The organism is Microbacterium sp. LjRoot45 (assembly GCF_964253325.1).
Taxonomy (GTDB): Bacteria; Actinomycetota; Actinomycetes; order Actinomycetales; family Microbacteriaceae; genus Microbacterium.
Genome location: NZ_CAXUQM020000001.1, coordinates 934,042 through 954,536, shown reverse-complemented (window position 1 = coordinate 954,536; position 20,495 = coordinate 934,042). Strand labels below are relative to the sequence as shown.

The following is a 20,495-nucleotide window of genomic DNA, read 5'->3' as shown; positions in this document are numbered from 1 at the left end:
GGACGCCCTGAGCGACGTAGGCTGAGCGGGTGCCCGACCTCGCGACCCCGCTGCTGGCGTGGTATCGCGCCCACGCGAGGGAGCTGCCGTGGCGCCAGCCCGACTTCGGAGCGTGGGGCATTCTGGTCAGCGAGTTCATGCTTCAGCAGACGCCCGTCGCCCGGGTGATCCCGCACCTGGAGGCCTGGCTCGCGCGCTGGCCCACGGCCGCGCATCTCGCCGCCGCCGCACCGGCCGACGCGGTGCAGCAATGGGCGAACCTCGGTTACCCCCGACGGGCGTTGTGGCTTCACCGCGCCGCCGTGGAGATCCGCGATCGTCACGACGGCGAGGTCCCGCGCGACGTCGACGCGCTTCTGGCGCTCACGGGGATCGGCGACTACACGGCACGGGCGGTGGCGGTGTTCGCCTTCGGCGACCGGCATCCTGTCGTCGACACGAACACGAGACGCGTGCTCGCGCGCGCCGTCGACGGCCGCTCCCAGCCTGGACCGCCCGCGAAGAGCGATCTCTTCGCCATGGATGCCATCCTCCCCGACGACGATGTCGCCGCCGCCGGGGTGAATGCGGCCGCGATGGAGCTCGGCGCGACCGTGTGTACCGCGCGGTCGCCGCGGTGCGAGCGCTGTCCGCTCGCCGACCGGTGCGCATGGCGGGCCGCCGGCTACCCGGACACGGGTGATACCCGGCGTCGCCAGGCGCGTTACGAAGGCAGCGATCGGCAGGCGCGCGGGGCGCTGCTGCGCGTGCTCCGCGAGGCCGCGCCGGAGTCGGTGGATCTCCAGAGTGTGCTCGCCGACTGGCCCGATGCCGCACAGCGCGACCGCGCGATCGACTCACTCGTGGCGGACGGCCTGGCCGAGGCGGTTCACGGCCGCCTCCGCCTCCCCCTCGGCGCCCGCTGAGCCCGGGCTTTTCACGGGCCGGCGGCCGGCGAGCGCACCACGCCCGCGCCTAGAGTGCGCACCATGAACAGCCTCATCGTGTTCGAGTCGCAGTATGGCAACACCGAGCGAGTGGCGCGCGCCATCGCGAGCGGTCTGGGCGAGAGCGGACCGGTCGGACTGGTGGCCGTGGACGACGCGCCCGACACCCTGCCCGACGACGTGGATCTCCTGGTCATCGGCGGGCCGACGCATGCGTTCTCGCTGTCGCGCCCCGAGACGAGGGCGTCGGCTGCGAACGACGGCGCTCCCGGAACGGGTCGCGGTGTGCGCGAATGGCTTCATGGGCTGCCAACACCTCTGCCCGTGCCGCGCGTGGTGACCTTCTCCACGCGGCAGGGACACTCGTTCGTGTCGGGGTCGGCGGCGAAGTCAGCCGCGAAAGCGCTCCGAGCTCACGACACCGTGGCGCGTGACGTCGAAGACTTCTTCGTGATAACGAAGGCCGGCCCTCTGGAGGACGGCGAGCTGGAACGCGCTCAGGAGTGGGGTCGTCGGCTGGGCCGATGACTCTCCTCAGTCTTCGTCGTCGTCGTCCTCGTCGTCTTCCTCGCGGGGCTTGACGTACGGGTCGGCGTCACCGGCGTAGTGCGCGTCGCTCGCGAGACCCGCAACGGCGGCGTCGCGCTCGCGCGCCTCACGGAGCAGGTCCTCGATGTGACCAGCGTTCTCCGGCAGGGCGTCGTGGATGAACTCCAGCGTCGGGGTGAGCCGGATGCCGAGGCGGCGCCCGACCTCGCTGCGGAGCATGCCCGTCGCCGAAGTGAGGGCTGCCGCAGAGTCGGCGCGCTCCTGGTCGCTCCCGTAAACCGTGTAGAACACGGACGCGTGCTGCAGGTCACCCGTGACGCGCACGTCGGTGATCGTCACGAACCCGAGCCGCGGGTCGCGCAGCCCCTTATCGAGACGTTCCGCGATGAGCACCCGGATGCGGTCGGCCAGTCGCGCCTGTCGTTCCGAACTCATGTCCTTCTCCTCTGCTTCCCCACCCCAGCCCGCGAGCTGGGCCGCCGCGCAGGCGGCGGAGGCTGGAGGATTCGGATGCCCGACTGAGGCAATTGGGGAAGGGGCCCCACTCTTGCCGAAGGCGGGCATCCGAATCCGGAGGCCGTAGCGAGAGCTACGACCGAGACGATCAGCCGCGCGGCTTCTCGACCATTTCGGTGGTCTCGATCTCGTCGCCGATCTGGATGTCGTTGTACTTGCCGAGCCCGATACCGGCCTCGAAGTCCGTACGCACCTCGGTGACGTCGTCCTTGAAGCGTCGCAGCGACTCGATGGCGAGGCCATCGGCGAGCACGACGCCGTCACGGATGACGCGCGCCTTGGCGTTACGCGTGATCGTGCCCGAGCGGACGATGACACCGGCGATGTTGCCGAACTTCGAGGAGCGGAACACCTCGCGGATCTCGGCCACACCCGACTGGACCTCTTCGTACTCCGGCTTGAGCATGCCGGTGAGCGACTGCTCCACGTCGTCGATCGCGTTGTAGATGACGGAGTAGAAGCGGATGTCGACACCCTCGCGAGCAGCGCGCTCACGCGCCTTCGCGTCGGGACGCACGTTGAAGCCGATGACGATCGCGTTGTCGATCGTCGCCAGGTTCACATCGGACTCGGTGATCGCACCGACGCCGCGGTGGATGATGCGCAGCTGCACCGAGTCGTCGACCTCGATCTTGAGGAGCGACTCCTCCAGCGCCTCGACGGCACCGGAGACGTCACCCTTGATGATGAGGTTGAGCGACTCGACCTTGCCCTCTTCGAGAGCACGCGTGAAGTCCTCGAGCGAGATGCGCTTGCGGGCCTTCGCCAGCTGAGCGTTGCGCTCGGCAGCTTCGCGCTTCTCGGCGATCTGTCGCGCCGTGCGGTCTTCCTCGGTGACGATGAAGGTGTCGCCGGCTCGCGGCACGGAGTTCAGACCCTGCACCTGCACGGGACGCGACGGGTAGGCCTCCTCGACCGGGTCGCCGTTCTCGTCGATCATGGCGCGCACGCGGCCGTAGGCGGTGCCCGCGACGATCGCATCGCCGACCCGGAGGGTTCCGGACTGGATGAGGACGGTCGCCACCGAACCGCGGCCCTTGTCGAGCTTCGCTTCGATCGCGACGCCTCGTGCCGCCTTGTTCGGGTTGGCCGTGAGGTCGAGACCGGCGTCGGCGGTGAGCAGCACGGCGTCCAGAAGGTCCTGGATGCCGATGCCCTGACGGGCCGAGACGTCGACGAACATGACGTCGCCGCCGTACTCCTCGGCCACCAGGCCGTACTCGGTCAGCTGCTGACGCACCTTGGCGGGGTTCGCTTCGGGCTTGTCGATCTTGTTGACCGCGACGACGATCGGCACACCTGCGGCCTGCGCGTGGTTGAGCGCCTCGACCGTCTGCGGCATGATGCCGTCGTCGGCGGCCACGACGAGGATGGCGAGGTCGGTCACCTGCGCACCGCGGGCACGCATGGCGGTGAACGCCTCGTGGCCCGGGGTGTCGATGAAGGTGATGGCGCGCTCGATGCCCTCGTGCTCGGTCCATACCTGGTACGCACCGATGTGCTGCGTGATGCCGCCCGCTTCGCCCGCCACGACGTTGGTCTGACGGATCGCATCGAGAAGGCGCGTCTTACCGTGATCGACGTGACCCATCACGGTCACGACGGGAGGCCGGATCTCGAGGTCGTCCTCGCTCTCCGCCTCCAGCTCGGCCTCGAGGTCGAGACCGAAGCCCTCGAGGAGCTCCTTGTCCTCGTCCTCGGGCGAGACCATCTGGATCTTGTAGCCGAGCTCGGCACCGAGGACCTCGAAGGTCGCCTCGTCGAGCGACTCGGTCGCCGTCGCCATCTCACCCAGGTTGAAGAGGATCGTGACGAGCGTGCCGGGCTGAACGGTGTAGCCGTTCAGGGCCTCGAGCTTGTCGGCGAAGTCGGCGATCGACGCGCCGCGGCGCAGCCGGATGATCTCGCCGTTGCCGCGGGAGACGTTGACGCCGCCGACGACAGGCGCCGACCGCATCTCGAACTCCTGCCGCTTCGCCCGACGCGACTTACGCTGCTTGGACTTGCCGCCACCCTTGCCGAAGGCACCAGCCGTGCCGCCGCCGGGTCCACGGCCGCGACCACCGCCGCCACCGGGACGACCGGCGAAACCGCCGCCGGGCGCGCCGGCACCGGGAGCACCCGGACGCTGGAAGCCGCCGCCACCACCGGGGCGACCGGGACCACCGGGACGCTGCTGGAAGGGAGCACCCGGACGACCGCCGCCGCCGGGGCGACCGGCACCGCCGGGACGCGGGGCACCGGGACGCGGGGCTCCGGGACGCGGAGCCTGCGGACGCGGGATGTTGCCGGGCGTCGGGCGCTGCCCCATACCCTGCGCCGAGGCGAACGGGTTGTTACCGGGACGCGGGCCGGCGGGACGCTGTCCCATGCCCTGCGACGACGCGAACGGGTTGTTGCCGGGGCGTGCGCCGCCGGGACGCGGTGCCGCCGGGCCGGGCGTGGCCGGGCCGGGCGTCGCCTCCGCCGGAGCGGACGGAGCCGCCGGAGCAGGCGTCGGAGCGGAGGCGGCGGGCGTCTCCGCAGCCGGAGCAGCGGGCGCGGCGGGAGCCGGAGCGGACGGGGCGGGCTTCGCCGACGGTGCCGCGGGACGCGCGGGACCGGGCTTGGCGCCGGTGGATGCCGGGCTCGCCGACGGACGCGCGGGCGCAGCGGCGGGCTTGGCCGCGCCCTCTGCTTCGAGCGCCGCGCGGAGCTTGCGAGCCACGGGGGGCTCGATGGTGGACGAGGGGCTCTTGACGAACTCGCCGAGCTCCTTCAGCTTCGCGAGGGCGACTTTACTGTCGACGCCGAGTTCGGAAGCGATCTCGTGTACGCGTGGTTTTGCCACAATTCTCCTGTCTGGGGCCTACCCCGGACAGGGCAGACCGTTACGTGCGGACGGGTCTCATTTCGAGCCGTTCACTTTGAGTCCATAGCCGTTCAGCCGTTTCGCTGGTGGGTGGTTTGAAAGGTCTGCGTGTCAAGCGGGCCTGACACACGCAATGCTCGTCCGAAGGCGCGGCGCCGGATGGCGGTGTCCACGCACGCATCCGTGTCATGCACCCACGCGCCCCGACCCGGTTGAACGGCCTTCTCGTCTGCGACGAGCTCGCCGTTCCGGGCGACGACCCTCAGGAGCGAGGATCGGGGGGCACGCGCGCGGCATCCCACGCACGTTCGAACAGGTTCCATCCTACCCCCGTTGCCGGTCGTCGCCGTCACGACTCCAGGATGCTGTCAGGCTGGATGTCGATCTTCGCGCCGGTGAGCTTGGCCGCCAGGCGGGCGTTCTGCCCCTCCTTGCCGATGGCCAGCGACAGCTGGTAGTCGGGAACGAGAGCGCGTACGGCCTTGGTGTTCGCGTCGAGGATGAAGCTCGACGTGACCTTCGCGGGCGAGAGCGCGTTGGCGACGAACTTCGCCAGCTCCGCGTCGTAGTCGACGATGTCGATCTTTTCCCCGCCGAGCTCCTCGGTGACGGCCCGGACGCGGCGCCCGAGTTCACCGATGCACGCGCCCTTGGCGTTGATGGCAGGGTCGTTGGCCTTGACCGCGATCTTGGTGCGGTGACCGGCTTCGCGAGCGAGCGACACGATCTCGACGAGTCCCGACGCGATCTCGGGCACCTCGAGGGCGAACAGCTTGCGCACCAGGCCCGGGTGGGTGCGGGAGACCGTGATGGCCGGCCCCTTCATGCCCTTGGCGACCGAGGTCACATAGACGCGCACGCGCGAACCGTGGGAGTAGTCCTCGCCGGGAACCTGCTCCTCGGGCGGAAGGATCGCCTCGATCGTGCCGAGGTCGACGTGCACCATGCGGGGATTGGGTCCCTGCTGGATCACACCGGCGACGATGTCGCCCTCCTTGCCGCGGAACTCCCCGAGGATCGCGTCGTCGGCGATGTCGCGCAGCCGCTGGCTGATGACCTGCTTGGCGGCGAACGCGGCGATGCGGCCGAAGTCCTCCGGAGTCGACTCCTCCTCGCCGATGACGACTCCCTCGTCGTCGACCAGCGGGACGAACACGGCCACGTGGCCGGACTTGCGGTCGAGCACCGCGCGAGCGCCCTCAGGCAGCTCACCGGTCGGGGAGGTGTGCTTGGCGTAGGCCGTGAGGATGGCCTGCTCGATGATCCGCACGAGTTCCTCGAAGGGGATCTCCTTCTCGCGTTCGACCGTGCGCAGCAGTCCCAGATCGATGTCCACAGGTGCCTCCCTTTTCAGCTGTCCAGCCCCGGCGTCGCCGCCGCGGCATCCACACAACGTTACCCGATGCCCCGGGGAGCCGCGCGGGCTACCGTGAACGCATGACTTCGCCATCCGGCGCCGAAGGCGCTGCCAAACAGGCGGCCCGTGAAGCCCGCTCCTCCCCCGCACTGCGCCTGCTCGCCCGCGGCGGTTACGCCGCCAACGGCGTCGTGCACCTCCTCGTCGGGGGCATCGTGATCGCCGTGGCCGCCGGCGCCGGGGCCGACGGCGATCAGGCGGGGGCGTTCAAGGCGGTGGGTGCGGCGCCGGCGGGGTTCCTCGCTCTGTGGGCTCTCGCGCTCCTGCTCGCGGCGCTCGGCGTCTGGCACCTCGCCAACGCCGTCGTCATCACGCGGGGTTCCGACATCAAGAAGTGGGGGGTGCGGATCGGGGAGGGCGGACAGGCCCTCGTCTTCATCGCCCTCGGCGTCATCGCCGTCAGCGTCGCCCTGGGCGCCCGCCCCGACGCGGACGAGACCGCGCAGGACGCGAGCCGTGGAGTGCTGGCGATCGCGGGTGGACCGTTCCTGCTCGGCCTCGTCGGACTGGGGCTCGGCATCGGCGGGGTCGCCTTCGTCGTGATGGGGGTGCGACGCTCGTTCCGCACGAAAGTCGAGATCCCGCCCGGTGCGGCGGGGAAGGCGGTCACGATCCTCGGCGTCGTCGGGTTCCTCGCGAAGGGCGCGGCCCTGGTGGCGATCGGCATCCTGCTCATCGTCGCGGCCATCCGCGTCGAGCCGGAGGCGGCGGGAGGCCTCGACGGGGCGGTGCGTGCACTCCGGGAGATGACGGGCGGCCCGTTCCTCGTTGCGTCGATCGGCGGCGGGCTCATCGCCTACGGCCTCTTCTGCTTCCTCCGGGCCCGCTACGCCCGCCTCTGAACGGGAGGCGACGCCGGCGGCGCGCTGTCGAATGCGTTGACGGCCCGGATGAGGTGGAAGAGCTCGCCGACGCGGAACTGGTCGAAGTGCATGATGAGCCGCGGGAGGTCGACCCGATCGTCCTCCGCCACCTCGCGGCGCCGCGGCCCCGTGCGCTCGATGCGACCGTGCGTGAGCAGATGCGAGAACCTCTCGTTCAGATCGTCGATCTCGGCGTCGCTCGGGCGCGCCCGCAGCCGCAGCACGAGGCGATCCCCCATCCACCGCAGCGAGTCGTAGTTGCGCCAGAAGCCGGTGATCTCCTCGGCGGCGGCCTCGGCGGAGTCGGTGATGAGCACGCGGTCGAGGTCGTCGGGCGAGATGACCCCCGACGGAATGAGGTGGTCGTCGGCGAACCGCTGCAGGCCCTGCCAGAAGTCTCCTCCCGTCGCGTCGAGCAGCACGATCGGCGTCGGCTCGGCCTTGCCCGTCTGCTGCAAGGTCAGCAGTTCGAACATCTCGTCGAGCGTGCCGAACCCTCCGGGCATGCAGACGAACCCGCTCGATTCCTTGACGAGCATGAGCTTGCGGGTGAAGAAGTACTTCATCGCGACGTTGCGCGCGCTCGCGGCGACGATCGCGTTGGGCTTCTCTTCGAAAGGAAGCCGGATCGACACCCCCAGGGAGTTGTCGGGGCCCGCACCCTCGGCGGCGGCCTGCATGATCCCCGGTCCGGCGCCGGTCACCACCATCCAGCCGCGGCTGGCGAGTTCCCGCGCCAGCTCCACCGTCCGCACGTAGAGCGGATCGTCCGGGCGCGTGCGCGCGGAGCCGAAGACGGTCACCTTGGGGACGTCGCGGTAGGGAGCGAAGAGGCGGAAGGCGAGACGCATCTCCGAGAGCGCCGCAGAGGTGATCTTGAGGTCGAGTCGGCTGGTGGTGTCGAGCCCGAGGCCGACGCCCGTCGCCAGTATGCGGGAGATGAGCTCGACGTCCTCGGTGATGCCCGCGTCGGCCAGCAGCGAGCGGATGTCATCGGTGACCTCGGGCGGAATGGTGCTGTCCGTCATGGGCCCAGCCTGTCACGCCCGGCTACGCGACGACCAACATCCGGTGAACAGGGTCCCGAGGTGGCGTGGTTCCGGTGCCGGGACGGGCGCATCCGCGCTGTCAACCCCCTCGGCCGCCCACGGGGATCGTGCGACTCTCCCCCCATGAGTGACACCGACAACGAGCTGACCGGCCCCGATGCAATGGCGCGCGCGAAGGAGCTCGTGGAGGACATCGACTTCACGATGCTGACCACACGGGACGATCATGGGCACCTCGTGAGCCGTCCCATGAGCACGCGCGAGATGGATGCCGCGGGCGACATCTGGTTCTTCACCTCAGACGACACGAGGAAGGTCGACGAGGTCGAGGCCGACCACGACGTGGGGCTCTCCTACCTCGACGCCAAGGGCATGCGCTTCGTCTCGGTCGCCGGCACCGCCCGCATCGTCCACGACCGCGCGCGCATGGAGGAGCTCTACACGCCGTCGCTCGACGTGTGGTTCGAAGACGGGCTCGACACTCCCGGCATCGCGCTTCTGCGCGTGACACCGCGGGAGACCGAGTTCTGGGAGCCGGCCCACGGCAAGGTGGTCATGGCCGCCGGGATGCTGAAGGCCCTCGTCACCCGGGAGACGCCGGACGGGACGATGCGTCACGGCCGCATCTCCTGCTGAACACGGACTGTCGCCGGTTCCGGTGACGCGACCGCCTCGGCGGCGACTTCCGGCGCCGAGCCCCGTGCCGCTAGCGTGAAGACGTGACCGACACTCCCCCGCCGAGCATCGCGACGTCGGCGATGCGCCGCGCCGACCCCGGACTCATCGGACTCCTCGGCTTCGTCATCGCGACGCTCACGGCGCAGCTCGAGCACCTGGGCGTGCAGACCGAGAGCTCGGTCTTCTGGGTGGGTGCGGTCTTCGGCGGCGTCGTCCAGGTCATCGCGGGGATGCTGTCGTACTTCGTCGGCGACGACTTCCACTTCATCGTATACAACGCGTTCGGCTGGTACTGGATCTGCATGCCGGGGTTCCTCCTCGGCGGCGAACTCGGCTTCTTCGAAGTGACGGGCACCCCGCGCGGCGTCTTCTCGCTCATGTTCGCGATCCTCGCCGTGGGCTTCGCCGTGGCGGCAGCGACCCACAACACCGTCCTCCCGGTCACCCTCCTGTGCGTCGCGGTCGGACTGGCACTGGAGTCCGTCGGCGCGTTCGCCGGGATCGACGCGCTGGGCACAGCGGGCGCGATCGTCCTTCTCCTCGCGTCTGCGCTGGCGACATACCTGCTGATCGAGAAGTTCTATTGGCGCACCATGGGCCGCCGCGTCGTGCCGCTCGGCCCGCCGTGGCTCGCCGGGTCGACCGACCGCGAGTCCTGATCCGGACCGCGGCGCCGCCCCGCCACCGCAGGGCGGATGTGCGTCAGGCGCTCAGCCGGCGGACCGCGTCGGCGAACGGCACGACCTCGCGGTCACCGGTGCGCCGGTTCCAGAGTTCGACCTGACCGTCGGCGGCGCCCCGCCCGACGATCACGATGCGCGGCACGCCCACGAGCTCGGCGTCGGCGAACTTCACCCCCGGCGACACCTTCGGCCGATCGTCGTAGAGCACGGACTTGCCGGCGCTTTCGACCTCGGCGGCGAGCTTCTCGGCGAGGTCGAACGCGACGGCATCCTTCCCCGTCGCCACCACCTGGACGTCGAAAGGAGCCACCGATTCGGGCCACACAAGGCCCTTCTCGTCGTTGTTGAGCTCGGCGATGATCGCGAGGATGCGCGTTACGCCGATGCCGTACGAGCCCATCGTCACGGTGACCCGCTTGCCGTTCTCGTCGAGCACCTGAAGCCCGAGCGTCTCGGCGAAGAAGCGGCCGAGCTGGAACACATGGCCGATCTCCATGCCGCGTGCGAGCTCGACGGGACCCGAACCGTCGGGAGCGGGGTCGCCCGCCCGGACGGTCGCGACCTCCACGGTGCCGTCGGCGGCGAAGTCGCGCCCCGCGACGAGCGAGTGCACGTGCTTCTGGTCGATGTTCGCGCCGGTGATCCACGACGTCCCGTCGACCACGCGCGGGTCGAGCAGGTAGCGGATGCCGGTGGCCGACTCCTCGCCGAGGATCGAGCCCTGCGGCGACCACGGTCCGATGTAGCCCTTGACCAGGAGCGGGTGGCGTTCGAAGTCGTCGGGGGTGGCCGGCTCGACCGCCGCCGGGGCGAAGGCGACCTCGGCGCGCTTGTCGTCGATGTCACGGTCGCCGGGGAGCCCTACGACGACCAGCTCGCGCGTGCCGTCGAGATGCGTGAGAGCGAGGACGACGTTCTTGAGCGTGTCGGCGGCCGAGTACTCGCCGGCCAGCGTCGCGTTCGCGTGCGCGACGAGCGTGTCGATCGTCGGAGTGTCGGGCGAATCGAAGATCACCGGCTCGGCGAGCCCGTCGAACGGGATCGGGTCGGGAACGACCGTGGTGAACGCCTCGACGTTGGCGGCATAGCCGCCCGCCGACCGCACGAACGTGTCCTCCCCGACGGGCGTCGGGTGCAGGAACTCCTCCGAACGCGCACCGCCCATGAGCCCGTTGTCGGCGGCCACGATGACGTACTCGAGTCCGAGCTTCTGGAAGATGCGCTCGTACGCGTCGCGCTGCGACTGGTACGAGACGTCCTGCCCTTCGTCGGTGTAGTCGAAAGAATACGCGTCCTTCATGGTGAACTCGCGGCCGCGCAGGAGTCCGGCACGGGGACGCGCCTCGTCGCGGTACTTGTCCTGGATCTGGTAGATCGTCAGCGGCAGGTCCTTGTACGAGGAGTACAGGTCCTTCACGAGCAGCGTGAACATCTCCTCGTGCGTGGGCGCGAGCAGATAGTCGGCACCGCGACGGTCCTGCAGTCGGAAGATGCCGTCGCCGTACGACGTCCAGCGACCCGACGCCTCGTACGGGTCGCGCGGCAGCAGCGCCGGGAAGTGGACTTCGAAGGCACCGGCGTTGGCCATCTCCTCCCGGATGACGGCCTCGATCTTGGCCTTCACCCGAAGTCCGAGCGGCAGCCACGTGAAGACGCCGGGCGCGGCGCGACGGATGTAGCCGGCGCGCACGAGCAGCCGATGGCTCGTGACCTCGGCATCCGCGGGATCTTCACGGAGCGTGCGGAGGAAGAAGTTCGACAGACGTGTGACCACGAGGGTCAAGCTTACGGGGGCGCACCCGCGCCCGCTGATCGGCGCGATCTGCGCGCGGGAGCGTCTACGGCGTCGAGACGGCAGCGAGTACACGCTCCGTCGCCGCGATGAGGTCGTCGGTCTCGATCCCGTGACCGATCACCTCGACGAGGTTGGTCCCGTCCGAGACGAGCACCACGGTCCGGTACTCATTGCCCGAGACCTGCGCGTCGAATCCGGAGACAGCGAGCGCCTCCGGCGCCTCGAGACTCTCGGAGAGCTCCGGCTCCGACCACGCCCACGCCGCATCCGGGTAGACGACCAGGCCCACTTCGCGGAAGTCCTCGAGTTCTGCCCAGTCACAGCGACCCGACACGGCAACCGCTTCGGCCAGGATGCGATCGAGCGGACCGCCGCCCTCCTCGATGCGAGTGGGGAAGATCTTGCCGTCGCCGAGAAGCGACGGGACATCGATCTCGTCGGCGAGGTCGGCGCAGTCCAGCGGCAAGGCGACTGTGGTCGCGGACGGCGTCACCGGTGTGGCTGTTTCATCGCTGACGGCGACGGCGACGGCATCCGCGAGCTCGGTGAGCACCTCCGGAACCGGTGCGCCCTCCATCGACGGGGCGGACGGATTGTCCCCGTACACCCCGAGGGCGAGCACCCAGAAGTCGCCGCCGGTGCGCGTGTCCGAACACCAGACCTCGTCGTACGCACGACGGCAGCCCGGCTCCGATTCGTCGATCGACAGCGAGCCCGTCAAGGCAGAGGGGAGGACGACGACCGACCCGCCGACGGCATCCGCGGAGAAGCCGCAGGAAAGGCCGCCGGCCGTCTGCAGACCCACCCACCAGCGCTCCGTGGGGGTGCGCTGCTCGGCGGGGCCGATCGCGGCGAGTACGCCGTCTTCCTGGAAGAGAACGTCACAATCGCCACCGAACGGGGCCACCGGGATCGTCACGGCGGGATCGGCGGTCGGCGACGCGGAAGTCGTGGGCGTGACGGGCGGCACCGTCGATTCCGCCTCCGGCGATGCCGCAGGCGCGCAGCCGCTGACGCTGAGGCCCAGCAGCAGCGCGACGCACGCGGCGGCAAGGCGATGACGGTAAGCAGCAGCTCTGTCCATGACCCGAGCCTAGGGCGTGGCCCCGCCTACACTGGGGCCGTGCCCGCCCGTCGTTCCCGCCTCGTCCCCACCGAGGTGCGCGCCGAGCTCGCCGCCTCGCTCGCCGAGCTGCGTCGGAGTCTCGACGTGCCGGAGTCCTTTCCTGCCGCCGTCGCCGCCGAGGCGGAAGAGGCCGCCCGACGGGTGCCGACGACGCCGAGCGGCGACCTCGCCGACCTTCGCGAGATCCCGTTCCTGACGATCGACCCCGCCGGCTCCACCGATCTCGACCAGGCGCTGCATCTCGTGCGCACGGATGACGGCGGCGCGATCCTCCACTATGCGATCGCCGATGTGCCGGCGTTCGTCGCTCCGGGGGGCGAGGTCGACGCCGAGGCCCGCCGCCGCGGACAGACGATGTACGCACCCGACGGACGCGTGCCGCTGCATCCGGAGATCCTGAGCGAGGATGCCGCCTCGCTCCTCCCCGACCGTGATCGACGGGCCTTCGTGTGGCGGTTCGTGCTCGACAGCGAGGCCCGGCCGGTCGAGACCAGCCTCACGCGCGCCGTGGTGCGTTCGCGCCGGCAGTGGAGCTACGAGGAGGGTCAGCGCGCCATCGACGACGGGTCTGCTCCCGAGTCGCTCGCGCTGATGCCGTGGTTCGGCCAGCAGCGCGCCGAGCGCGAGCGCGAGCGCGGCGGCGCGAGCCTGAACCTCCCCGAGACGCGCATCGTCGCCGAGGGCGACGGCTATCGCCTCGAGCGGAGCGAGGGCGTCCCGCTGGAGGACCACAACGCGCACGTCTCGCTGCTGACGGGCATGGCGGCCGCCGACATCATGGTGCGCGGACGGATCGGCATCCTTCGCACCATGCCACCCGCCGACGCCGACGACATCGCCGACTTCCGCCGACAGACGGTGGCGCTCGGCATCCCCTGGCGAACCGATACGCCCTACGGCGACTATCTGCGTGGGCTGGACCGCTCCCCCGCCGCGCGAGCGGTGAAGGAGTACGCCGCGGGACTCTTCCGAGGAGCGGGCTACGCGGCGTTCGATGGCGAACTCCCCGAAGAGACCACGCAGGCGGCGATCGGGGCGCCCTACGCGCACGCGACAGCGCCGCTCCGCCGGCTCGTCGACCGCTGGGTGCTCGTGGTGTGCGAAGCGCTCGTACAGGGGCGCGAGGTACCGGACTGGGCCCGGGAGAGCCTCCCCGACCTGCCGTCGCTCATGAACGCGAGCGGGCAGCGCGTATCGCAGCTGACGGCGGGAGCACTCGATCGCGTCGAAGCCGCGGTGCTCCACGGGCACGAGGGCACGGAGTTCGAGGCGGTCGTGCTGAGCGTGCGCGCCGACGTGGCGCGCGTGCAGCTGCAGAGTCCACCCGTCGACGCGAAGGTGCACGGGCTGGATGCCACGCCCGGCAGCACCGTCCGGCTCCGCCTCGTTCAGGCCGACGTCTCCGCGGGGACGGTGGTCTTCGAGCCGGTCGACCGCACTGTAGGCAGGGGGGCGAGATGACGACCGTGCTGCTCACCGGCTTCGAGCCCTTCGGCGGTGACCGCGCCAATCCCAGCGGCGATGCCATCCGAGAGGTGGCGGCGACGTGGAGCGGACCGGAGGAGCTTGTCGTCGAGGTGCTGCCGGTGACTTTCGCCGGCGCCGCCGGCCGGCTCCGCGAGCTCATCGGCATCCATCGTCCGGACGTCGTCCTCGCGACCGGGCTCGCCGGGGGCCGCGCGGCCGTCGGCGTGGAACGGATCGCGGTCAACCTCGTCGACGCCCGCATCCCCGACAACGAGGGCGACCAGCCGATCGACGAGCCGAGCATCGTGGGGGCGCCGCCAGCCGCGTTCGCGACCGTCCCGGTCAAGGCGATCGCGGCGCGCATCCGCGACGCCGGCATTCCGGCGGAGGTCTCGCACACGGCGGGCACCTTCGTGTGCAACCACGTCTTCTTCACCGCGTTGGATGCCGTTCCCGAGGGCGCCGTCGCAGGATTCGTCCACGTGCCGTGGGCGACGGGGCAGGCGCCTGCTGCCGAGCCTGATCGTCCCGGCTCCCCCGAACTGCCGCTCGCCGACATCGTCGAGGCGTTGCGCATCGCCGTCCGCACGACGCTCGACGGCGCCGCGAACCCCGCGAGCGAGACGGTGACGGGCGATCTCCCGGGCGGCACCCTCCACTGAACGCTGCTGACGGCCTCCGCAGCGCTCGCTCCGTGCGATATATTGCATATCGTGCCGATCCCCTCACAGCAGCTACCGCCACGTCCGCTGTTGCGCGACGATGTGCTGAGCCGCCTGCGCGAGGCGATCGTCGACGGCACGCTCGCGCCCGACGAACAGCTGCGCGACTCCGAGATCGCCGCGTGGCTGGGCGTGAGCCGCACGCCGGTCCGGGAGGCGCTCCTCGAACTGGCCCGCGCCGGGCTCGTGCGCGCGACTCCGGGGCGGTCGACGGTGGTCGCTCCGCTCGATTCGTCGAGCGTCCGCGACGCACAGGCGGTCGTCGCGGCGATGCACGCGCTCGTCGTCCGGGATGCCGTCGCGCGGCTCACCGCGGAAGACCTCGCGGCGATGCGCTCCGCCAACGCCGCGTTCGCCGACGCGCAACGCCGCGGCGATGTCGACGCGGCGCTGGAGGCCGATGAGCGCTTCCACGCGATCGCCGTCGACGCCGGGGGCAACGCCGCCGCCCGCGCGGTGCTCGCGCAGTACGAGCCGGTGCTGCGGCGCGCGGAACGGCTCCGTTTCGCCTCGGTCGAGGGCGCCGAGTCGATCGCACGCCACGACCGACTGATCGAACTGTGCGAAGCGGGCGACGCCGACGGCGCAGCGCGCCTCGCCGAACAGACCTGGCAGACCCTCACCCTCGAGACCACCCCACGCCCCACCGACGAAGGGATCACCCCATGAAGCTCGCCGAGTTCCCCCGCTACCCGCTCACCTTCGGCCCGAGCCCGCTGCAGCATCTGAAGCGACTGACGCAGCACCTGGGCGGGGCGCAGGTGTGGGCCAAGCGCGAGGACGTCTCCAGCGGACTGGCCTACGGCGGGAACAAGGTGCGGAAGCTGGAGTACATCGTGCCGGACGTCCTCGCCTCCGGCGCCGACACGCTCGTCTCCATCGGCGGCTATCAGTCCAACCACACCCGCCAAGTCGCCGCCGTCGCGGCCCACCTGGGCTTGAAGGCACGCCTCGTCCAGGAAAAGTGGGTGCCGTGGGATGACCCCACCAACGACAAGGTCGGCAACATCCTGCTGTCGCGCATGATGGGTGCCGACTCGCGGCTCGACGACGCGGGGTTCGACATCGGCATCCGCGACTCGTGGAAGGACGCTCTGGCAGAGGTGGAAGCCGCCGGTGGCACCCCCTACCCGATCCCCGCGGGCGCCTCGGAGCACCGACTGGGCGGGCTCGGATTCGCGAACTGGGCGTTCGAAGTGGCGGAGCAGGAGAAGGCGCTCGGCGTTTTCTTCGACACGATCGTCGTGTGCACGGTGACCGGCTCCACCCACGCCGGCATGATTGCGGGGTTCGCGGCTCTCGAGGACCTCACCGGCGTGAAGCGTCGCGTCATCGGCATCGACGCGTCGGCGACCCTGGAGAAGACCCGCGCCCAGGTCGCCCGCATCGCGCGGAACACGGCGGAGCTGATCGAGCTCGGCCGCGACCTGCGCGACGACGAGATCCAGGTGCTCGAGGGCTGGGCGGGCGAGCTCTACGGTCTCCCCGTCGAATCGACGATGGATGCCATGGCCCTCGGAGCCCAGCTGGAGGCGATGATCACCGACCCCGTCTACGAGGGGAAGTCGCTCGCGGGTCTCATCGATCTCGTGGGCTCAGGCGACATCCCGAAGGACTCGACCGTGCTCTACGCGCATCTCGGCGGACAGCCGGCGATCAACGCGTATCACTCGCTCTGGAGCTGACCTTCTGCACCGCGCACGCGCCGGCAGCGGCGTGTGCGCGCTCGTGCTCCCGGGCTCACCCCATCTCGGCAAGCACGCGCTCCGCGATGCGGACGTCGACGTGCCCTCCCTCGACACCGACCTGCAGGACGTTGATGCCGTCGGTGGCCCACGTTGTGCCGCTCGCGATGCGATCCGTCTCTGCCGTGCTGAATCGGATCGCGTCCTTCGCGCCGCGCACGTCGGCGGGAAGACGATTGTCGGCTGCGAGGTCCGTCCACCGCCAGTGGCCGCCCGGCTCGAGGGTGAGCGACACGATGTAGTGCTCTTCACCTTCCGGGATCGCGGAGGAATCGCTCGACCACTGACAGAACTGGCCGACGCCGGCGGCCTCGAGGAGGAAGTTCTCGTGCTGCGGCGATCCCTCCCAATAGCCGCTGCGATAATCCGGACCGAGGAAGTCGGCGAGATCGATGGCTTCGCCGAGTTCGTCGCAATCCCGGATAGCCCACCACGATGCCTCGCGCGTCGCGGCGACAGGAGCGGGGTACTCCGCGAGGTTCGCCTCGGCCGCGTCCAGCGCGGCGACGAGCAGTTCGTCCGGCGGTGTCTCGATGTAGGCTCCGACCCTGGCCATGACCCATGTGGCGCCGCTGGTCCGGCCCAGACGACAGTTGGTGGCGTCGTACTGCGGGTCGCATCGTGCGTCTGCCAGGAGTGCGACCTCCTCTCCCCCCGCTGCGTCGGTCGGCATCGCGAGGATGCCGATCTGCGTCACTCCCTCCGGCAGCCCTTCGGCGTCGTCGGCCGCCATCCACCGGCAGTCGATGCCGCCGGCTCGCTCGAGCGGGCTGCTCGCCGGTGCGCGGTAGTCGGGATCGTAGTTCGCCATCCATTCCGAGAAGGGCAAGGCGCCGGCCCCGAGGATCTCCTCCACCTGCTCCTCCGTGAGGACATTCGCACAGTCGCCTCCGAACGCGACGACACCCGCCGCGGGAGCGGGCGGCGTGGGTGTCGGCGTCGTCGTCGCAGACGGGGTGGCCGTAGGTGTGGCGACGGGATCGGCCGCGGGAGCCGACGTGCAACCGCTGAGCAGGAGGACGGCGGCGATCACCAGACCGGCGGGGCGTCTCATAGAAAGGGCGGGGGGTCTCATGGAGAGATTGTGTCATTCGGCGAGACGCGGGCGAGCGGACCGACGCCGTCCCGGCGTTCGAAGACGAGGTTGGTCTCCGTCGTCCGGACGATCGGATGCACGGTGATGTGCTGGAGTACGACGTCGCGGAGGGCCGCGGCATCCTCCACTGCGACATGTACGAGGAAGTCGTCCTCGCCGGCGACATGGAACACCTCGATCGCTCCGGGCGTGCCCACGAGCGCATCGAAGAGGCTCTCCACACCTTCCCGCGTGTGACGTCCGAGTCGCACCCGGATGACAGCCTGCAGCGGCAGTCCGACGCTCGGAGCGTCGACCTCGACGCGCAGACCGCCCAGCACGCCGCGCGAGCGCAGCATGCGCAGACGGTACGCCGCGGTGGATTCCGGGATGCCGAGGTCGTCGGCCAGCGCGCGATTGGACCGCGCCGGATGGGCGACGACAGCCGCAAGCAGACGCAGATCGAGGGCGTCGAGGGCGGATGCGCGCTGTTGCGATTCGGCCAAGGGAGGACCCTCCTGATCACGGACTCTTGTCGACATCGTAATCTGACGAGCCAGGATGCCGCTTCTCAACAGGCTCTCTCGCGATCCTCGGTGATATCAGCAACACTTCGTCGCATGGCCCGCGCTCCCCACACCGACACCGTCGCCGTCCACGCCGGTCGAGACGACCTCACCGAGATCGGGGTCCACGCTCCCCCGATCGATCTGTCCACGACGTACCCGCTGCCCGACGTCGAACTCGGCGGCGACTCGTACGAGGCGCTGGCCACGGGCGGCACGCCGCTCCCCGGCGGCAGCAACGTCTACGCACGTCTGTGGAACCCGACCGTCGCGCGGTTCGAAGAGGCGCTCGCGCGCCTCGAGGGAGCGGAAGCGGCCGTGGCGTTCTCCTCGGGGATGGCCGCGATGACCGCCGCACTGCTGGCGCACACGACCTCGCGCGCCCGGCCCCACGTGCTGGCCGTCCGGCCGCTCTACGGCGGTACGGACCACCTGCTCGCGAGCGGACTCCTCGGCACCGAGGTGAGCTACTGCGAAGCCTCCGAGATCTCGTCCTCGCTCCGCCCCGACACCGGCCTGGTCGTCGTGGAGACCCCGGCCAACCCCACCCTGGACCTCGTCGACATCGCCGACGTCGTCGCGCAAGCAGGCAGCGTGCCGGTCCTCGTCGACAACACGTTCGCCACGCCCGTGCTCCAGAACCCGCTCGCACACGGAGCGGCGATGTCGCTCCACAGCGCGACCAAGTACCTGGGTGGGCATGGAGATGTCATCGGCGGGGTCATCGCCTGCGACGAGAAGACGGCGGAGTCGCTGCGACCCGTCCGCGCGATCACGGGGGCGATCCTCCATCCGCTCGCCGCCTACCTCCTGCACCGGGGCATGCCGACCCTGCCGCTGCGTGTCCGCGCGCAGCAGGCGACCGCCGCGACGATCGCCTCGTGGCTGCAGACCCATCCGGCCGTCGCCGACGTGTTCTATCCGGGGCTGTCGGGGAGCCCGCTGATCGGGTCGCAGATGCGCGGCGGTGGCGCGATGCTCGCCCTGCGGCTGCGCGGCGGGTACGACGCAGCCACGCGCGTCGCGTCGGGGCTGCGCGTGTTCTCGCACGCGGTCTCCTTGGGCGGCGTGGACTCGCTCGTCCAGCACCCCGCTGCGCTGACGCACCGCCCGGTCGCATCCGAAGCCAAGCCGGATGCCGGCATCCTGCGGTTCTCGATCGGGCTGGAGCACGTCGACGATCTCATCGACGATCTCGCCCAGGCGCTCGATGGCATCCTGTCCGGCGCTGTGCCCGAGCGGGTCGGGGCGATGCGCGTCTGATCAGGTGGTGACGACCTGCGCCGTGCCGAGCGGGGCGTCGGGGCCCATCTCGTCGGCGATGCGGTTGGCCTCCTCGATGAGGGTCGCGACGATGTCGGCCTCGGGAACGGTCTTGATGACTTCGCCCTTGACGAAGATCTGACCCTTGCCGTTGCCGCTCGCCACACCCAGGTCGGCCTCGCGCGCCTCCCCCGGACCGTTGACGACGCAGCCCATGACGGCGACGCGAAGCGGCACGGTCATGTCCTTGAGGCCTTCGGTGACATCGTTGGCCAGCGTGTAGACGTCGACCTGCGCGCGCCCGCAGGACGGGCACGAGACGATCTCGAGCTTGCGTTCGCGCAGGTTCAGCGACTGCAGGATCTGGTGACCGACCTTCACTTCTTCCGCCGGGGGTGCCGACAGGGACACCCGGATCGTGTCGCCGATGCCCTCGGACAGCAGGATGCCGAAAGCCGTCGCCGACTTGATGGTGCCCTGGAAGGCAGGACCGGCCTCGGTCACGCCGAGGTGCAGGGGCCAGTCGCCCCGCTCCGCCAGCAGACGGTAGGCCTTCACCATGACGACGGGATCGTTGTGCTTGACCGAGATCTTGAAGTCGTGGAAGTCGTGCTCCTCGAACAGCGACGCCTCCCAGACGGCGCTCTCCATGAGCGCCTCCGGTGTCGCCTTGCCGTACTTCTCGAGCAGCCGCCGGTCGAGTGAACCGGCATTCACGCCGATGCGGAGGGACACACCGGCAGCCTTCGCGGCCTTCGCGATGGCCCCCACCTGGTCGTCGAACTTGCGGATGTTGCCCGGGTTCACGCGCACCGCGGCACAGCCCGCATCGATCGCCTGGAAGACGTACTTCGGCTGGAAGTGGATGTCGGCGATCACGGGGATCTGACTCTTCTTCGCGATGATGTGGAGCACGTCGGCGTCGTCCTGCGACGGCACGGCGACCCGCACGATCTCGCAGCCGGATGCCGTGAGCTCCGCGATCTGCTGCAGCGTCGCGTTGATGTCGGTCGTCGGCGTGGTCGTCATCGACTGCACGCTGACGGGGGCATCACCGCCGACGAGAACCTTGCCGACCTTGATCTGGCGACTCTTGCGACGGGGGGCGAGGACGTCCGGCACGCGCGGCATCCCGAGGTTCACAGCTGGCACATCCACAGCCTACGCCGCCGACCGATAAGGAGGCTGTGAGCGGTGTACCTTT

Annotated in this window: 20 protein-coding genes; 10 read left to right on the top strand and 10 right to left on the bottom strand. The window is 70.2% G+C overall.

What is annotated here, in order from left to right:
* The first annotated feature begins 29 nt into the window (after positions 1–29).
* Together ACSQ18_RS04310 and ACSQ18_RS04305 are read left to right on the top strand one after the other, a co-directional pair.
* Positions 30–905, top strand: coding sequence for an A/G-specific adenine glycosylase (locus ACSQ18_RS04310; RefSeq protein ID WP_436035935.1), 876 nt, complete (start codon positions 30–32; stop codon positions 903–905).
* 63 nt (positions 906–968) lie between these two features.
* Positions 969–1,454, top strand: a complete 486-nt coding sequence (locus tag ACSQ18_RS04305) for a flavodoxin family protein (protein ID WP_436035934.1) — start codon at positions 969–971, stop codon at positions 1,452–1,454.
* 6 nt (positions 1,455–1,460) lie between these two features.
* Here ACSQ18_RS04305 and rbfA read toward each other — a convergent pair whose 3' ends face one another.
* The 4 genes from rbfA to nusA all read right to left on the bottom strand — a co-directional run bounded on the left by rbfA (position 1,461) and on the right by nusA (position 6,178).
* Positions 1,461–1,910, bottom strand: coding sequence for a 30S ribosome-binding factor RbfA (gene rbfA / locus ACSQ18_RS04300; RefSeq protein ID WP_436035933.1), 450 nt, complete (start codon positions 1,908–1,910; stop codon positions 1,461–1,463).
* A gap of 169 nt (positions 1,911–2,079) precedes the next feature.
* On the bottom strand, positions 2,080–4,821 hold the full coding sequence (infB, locus tag ACSQ18_RS04295; protein ID WP_436035932.1) for a translation initiation factor IF-2: 2,742 nt from the start codon (positions 4,819–4,821) through the stop codon (positions 2,080–2,082).
* Between the two features lie 92 nt (positions 4,822–4,913).
* On the bottom strand, positions 4,914–5,165 hold the full coding sequence (locus ACSQ18_RS04290) for a YlxR family protein (RefSeq protein WP_144809178.1): 252 nt from the start codon (positions 5,163–5,165) through the stop codon (positions 4,914–4,916).
* Positions 5,166–5,191: 26 nt separating this feature from the next.
* A complete protein-coding gene (gene nusA, locus ACSQ18_RS04285) occupies positions 5,192–6,178 on the bottom strand; it encodes a transcription termination factor NusA (RefSeq protein WP_436035931.1) in 987 nt (328 codons plus the stop codon).
* 101 nt (positions 6,179–6,279) lie between these two features.
* Between nusA and ACSQ18_RS04280 the strand changes: the two genes are divergently transcribed.
* Positions 6,280–7,101, top strand: a complete 822-nt coding sequence (locus ACSQ18_RS04280) for a DUF1206 domain-containing protein (RefSeq protein WP_436035930.1) — start codon at positions 6,280–6,282, stop codon at positions 7,099–7,101.
* Here the strand turns inward: ACSQ18_RS04280 and ACSQ18_RS04275 are convergent.
* Positions 7,086–8,150, bottom strand: coding sequence for a TIGR00730 family Rossman fold protein (locus tag ACSQ18_RS04275; RefSeq protein WP_436035929.1), 1,065 nt, complete (start codon positions 8,148–8,150; stop codon positions 7,086–7,088). The genes ACSQ18_RS04280 and ACSQ18_RS04275 overlap by 16 nt on opposite strands.
* A gap of 144 nt (positions 8,151–8,294) precedes the next feature.
* On the opposite strand from ACSQ18_RS04275, the gene ACSQ18_RS04270 reads away from it, so the two are divergent.
* Positions 8,295–8,807 carry a pyridoxamine 5'-phosphate oxidase family protein gene (locus ACSQ18_RS04270; protein WP_436035927.1) on the top strand — a complete coding sequence of 171 codons (513 nt, stop codon included), beginning with the start codon at positions 8,295–8,297 and terminating at the stop codon, positions 8,805–8,807.
* An 83-nt stretch (positions 8,808–8,890) separates the two neighbouring features.
* The gene (locus tag ACSQ18_RS04265; protein WP_436035926.1) at positions 8,891–9,508 is read left to right on the top strand and encodes an acetate uptake transporter; all 618 of its coding nucleotides are present in this window, start codon (positions 8,891–8,893) and stop codon (positions 9,506–9,508) included.
* 43 nt (positions 9,509–9,551) lie between these two features.
* Here the strand turns inward: ACSQ18_RS04265 and ACSQ18_RS04260 are convergent, their stop codons facing one another.
* Together ACSQ18_RS04260 and ACSQ18_RS04255 are read right to left on the bottom strand one after the other, a co-directional pair.
* Entirely contained in the window at positions 9,552–11,306 is a 1,755-nt protein-coding gene (locus tag ACSQ18_RS04260) for a proline--tRNA ligase (RefSeq protein WP_436035925.1), read from the bottom strand.
* Between the two features lie 64 nt (positions 11,307–11,370).
* Positions 11,371–12,411, bottom strand: coding sequence for a hypothetical protein (locus ACSQ18_RS04255; protein ID WP_436035924.1), 1,041 nt, complete (start codon positions 12,409–12,411; stop codon positions 11,371–11,373).
* A 39-nt stretch (positions 12,412–12,450) separates the two neighbouring features.
* Between ACSQ18_RS04255 and ACSQ18_RS04250 the strand changes: the two genes are divergently transcribed.
* Genes ACSQ18_RS04250 through ACSQ18_RS04235 form a run of 4 tightly spaced genes read left to right on the top strand, consistent with a single transcriptional unit; the run spans position 12,451 to position 16,327 of the window.
* The gene (locus ACSQ18_RS04250; protein ID WP_436035923.1) at positions 12,451–13,914 is read left to right on the top strand and encodes an RNB domain-containing ribonuclease; all 1,464 of its coding nucleotides are present in this window, start codon (positions 12,451–12,453) and stop codon (positions 13,912–13,914) included.
* A complete protein-coding gene (pcp, locus tag ACSQ18_RS04245) occupies positions 13,911–14,582 on the top strand; it encodes a pyroglutamyl-peptidase I (RefSeq protein ID WP_436035922.1) in 672 nt (223 codons plus the stop codon). Before ACSQ18_RS04250 ends, pcp begins: the two co-directional genes overlap by 4 nt.
* A 51-nt stretch (positions 14,583–14,633) precedes the next feature.
* Positions 14,634–15,311 carry a GntR family transcriptional regulator gene (locus ACSQ18_RS04240; protein ID WP_436035921.1) on the top strand — a complete coding sequence of 226 codons (678 nt, stop codon included), beginning with the start codon at positions 14,634–14,636 and terminating at the stop codon, positions 15,309–15,311.
* Positions 15,308–16,327 carry a 1-aminocyclopropane-1-carboxylate deaminase gene (locus tag ACSQ18_RS04235; protein ID WP_436035920.1) on the top strand — a complete coding sequence of 340 codons (1,020 nt, stop codon included), beginning with the start codon at positions 15,308–15,310 and terminating at the stop codon, positions 16,325–16,327. The genes ACSQ18_RS04240 and ACSQ18_RS04235 overlap by 4 nt, the downstream gene beginning before the upstream one ends.
* A 55-nt stretch (positions 16,328–16,382) precedes the next feature.
* On the opposite strand, the gene ACSQ18_RS04230 is transcribed toward ACSQ18_RS04235, so the two are convergent.
* Together ACSQ18_RS04230 and ACSQ18_RS04225 are read right to left on the bottom strand one after the other, a co-directional pair.
* Positions 16,383–17,462, bottom strand: coding sequence for a hypothetical protein (locus ACSQ18_RS04230; protein ID WP_436035919.1), 1,080 nt, complete (start codon positions 17,460–17,462; stop codon positions 16,383–16,385).
* Complete coding sequence (locus tag ACSQ18_RS04225; RefSeq protein WP_436035918.1) at positions 17,459–17,968, bottom strand: Lrp/AsnC family transcriptional regulator; 510 nt, start codon at positions 17,966–17,968, stop codon at positions 17,459–17,461. Before ACSQ18_RS04225 ends, ACSQ18_RS04230 begins: the two co-directional genes overlap by 4 nt.
* Before the next feature lie 114 nt (positions 17,969–18,082).
* Between ACSQ18_RS04225 and ACSQ18_RS04220 the strand changes: the two genes are divergently transcribed.
* Positions 18,083–19,291: a trans-sulfuration enzyme family protein gene (locus ACSQ18_RS04220; RefSeq protein WP_436035917.1), complete on the top strand. Its 1,209-nt coding sequence runs from the start codon at positions 18,083–18,085 to the stop codon at positions 19,289–19,291.
* On the opposite strand, the gene ispG is transcribed toward ACSQ18_RS04220, so the two are convergent.
* Entirely contained in the window at positions 19,292–20,422 is a 1,131-nt protein-coding gene (gene ispG / locus ACSQ18_RS04215) for a flavodoxin-dependent (E)-4-hydroxy-3-methylbut-2-enyl-diphosphate synthase (protein WP_436038383.1), read from the bottom strand. It lies immediately after the preceding gene.
* Between the last annotated feature and the right edge of the window lie 73 nt (positions 20,423–20,495).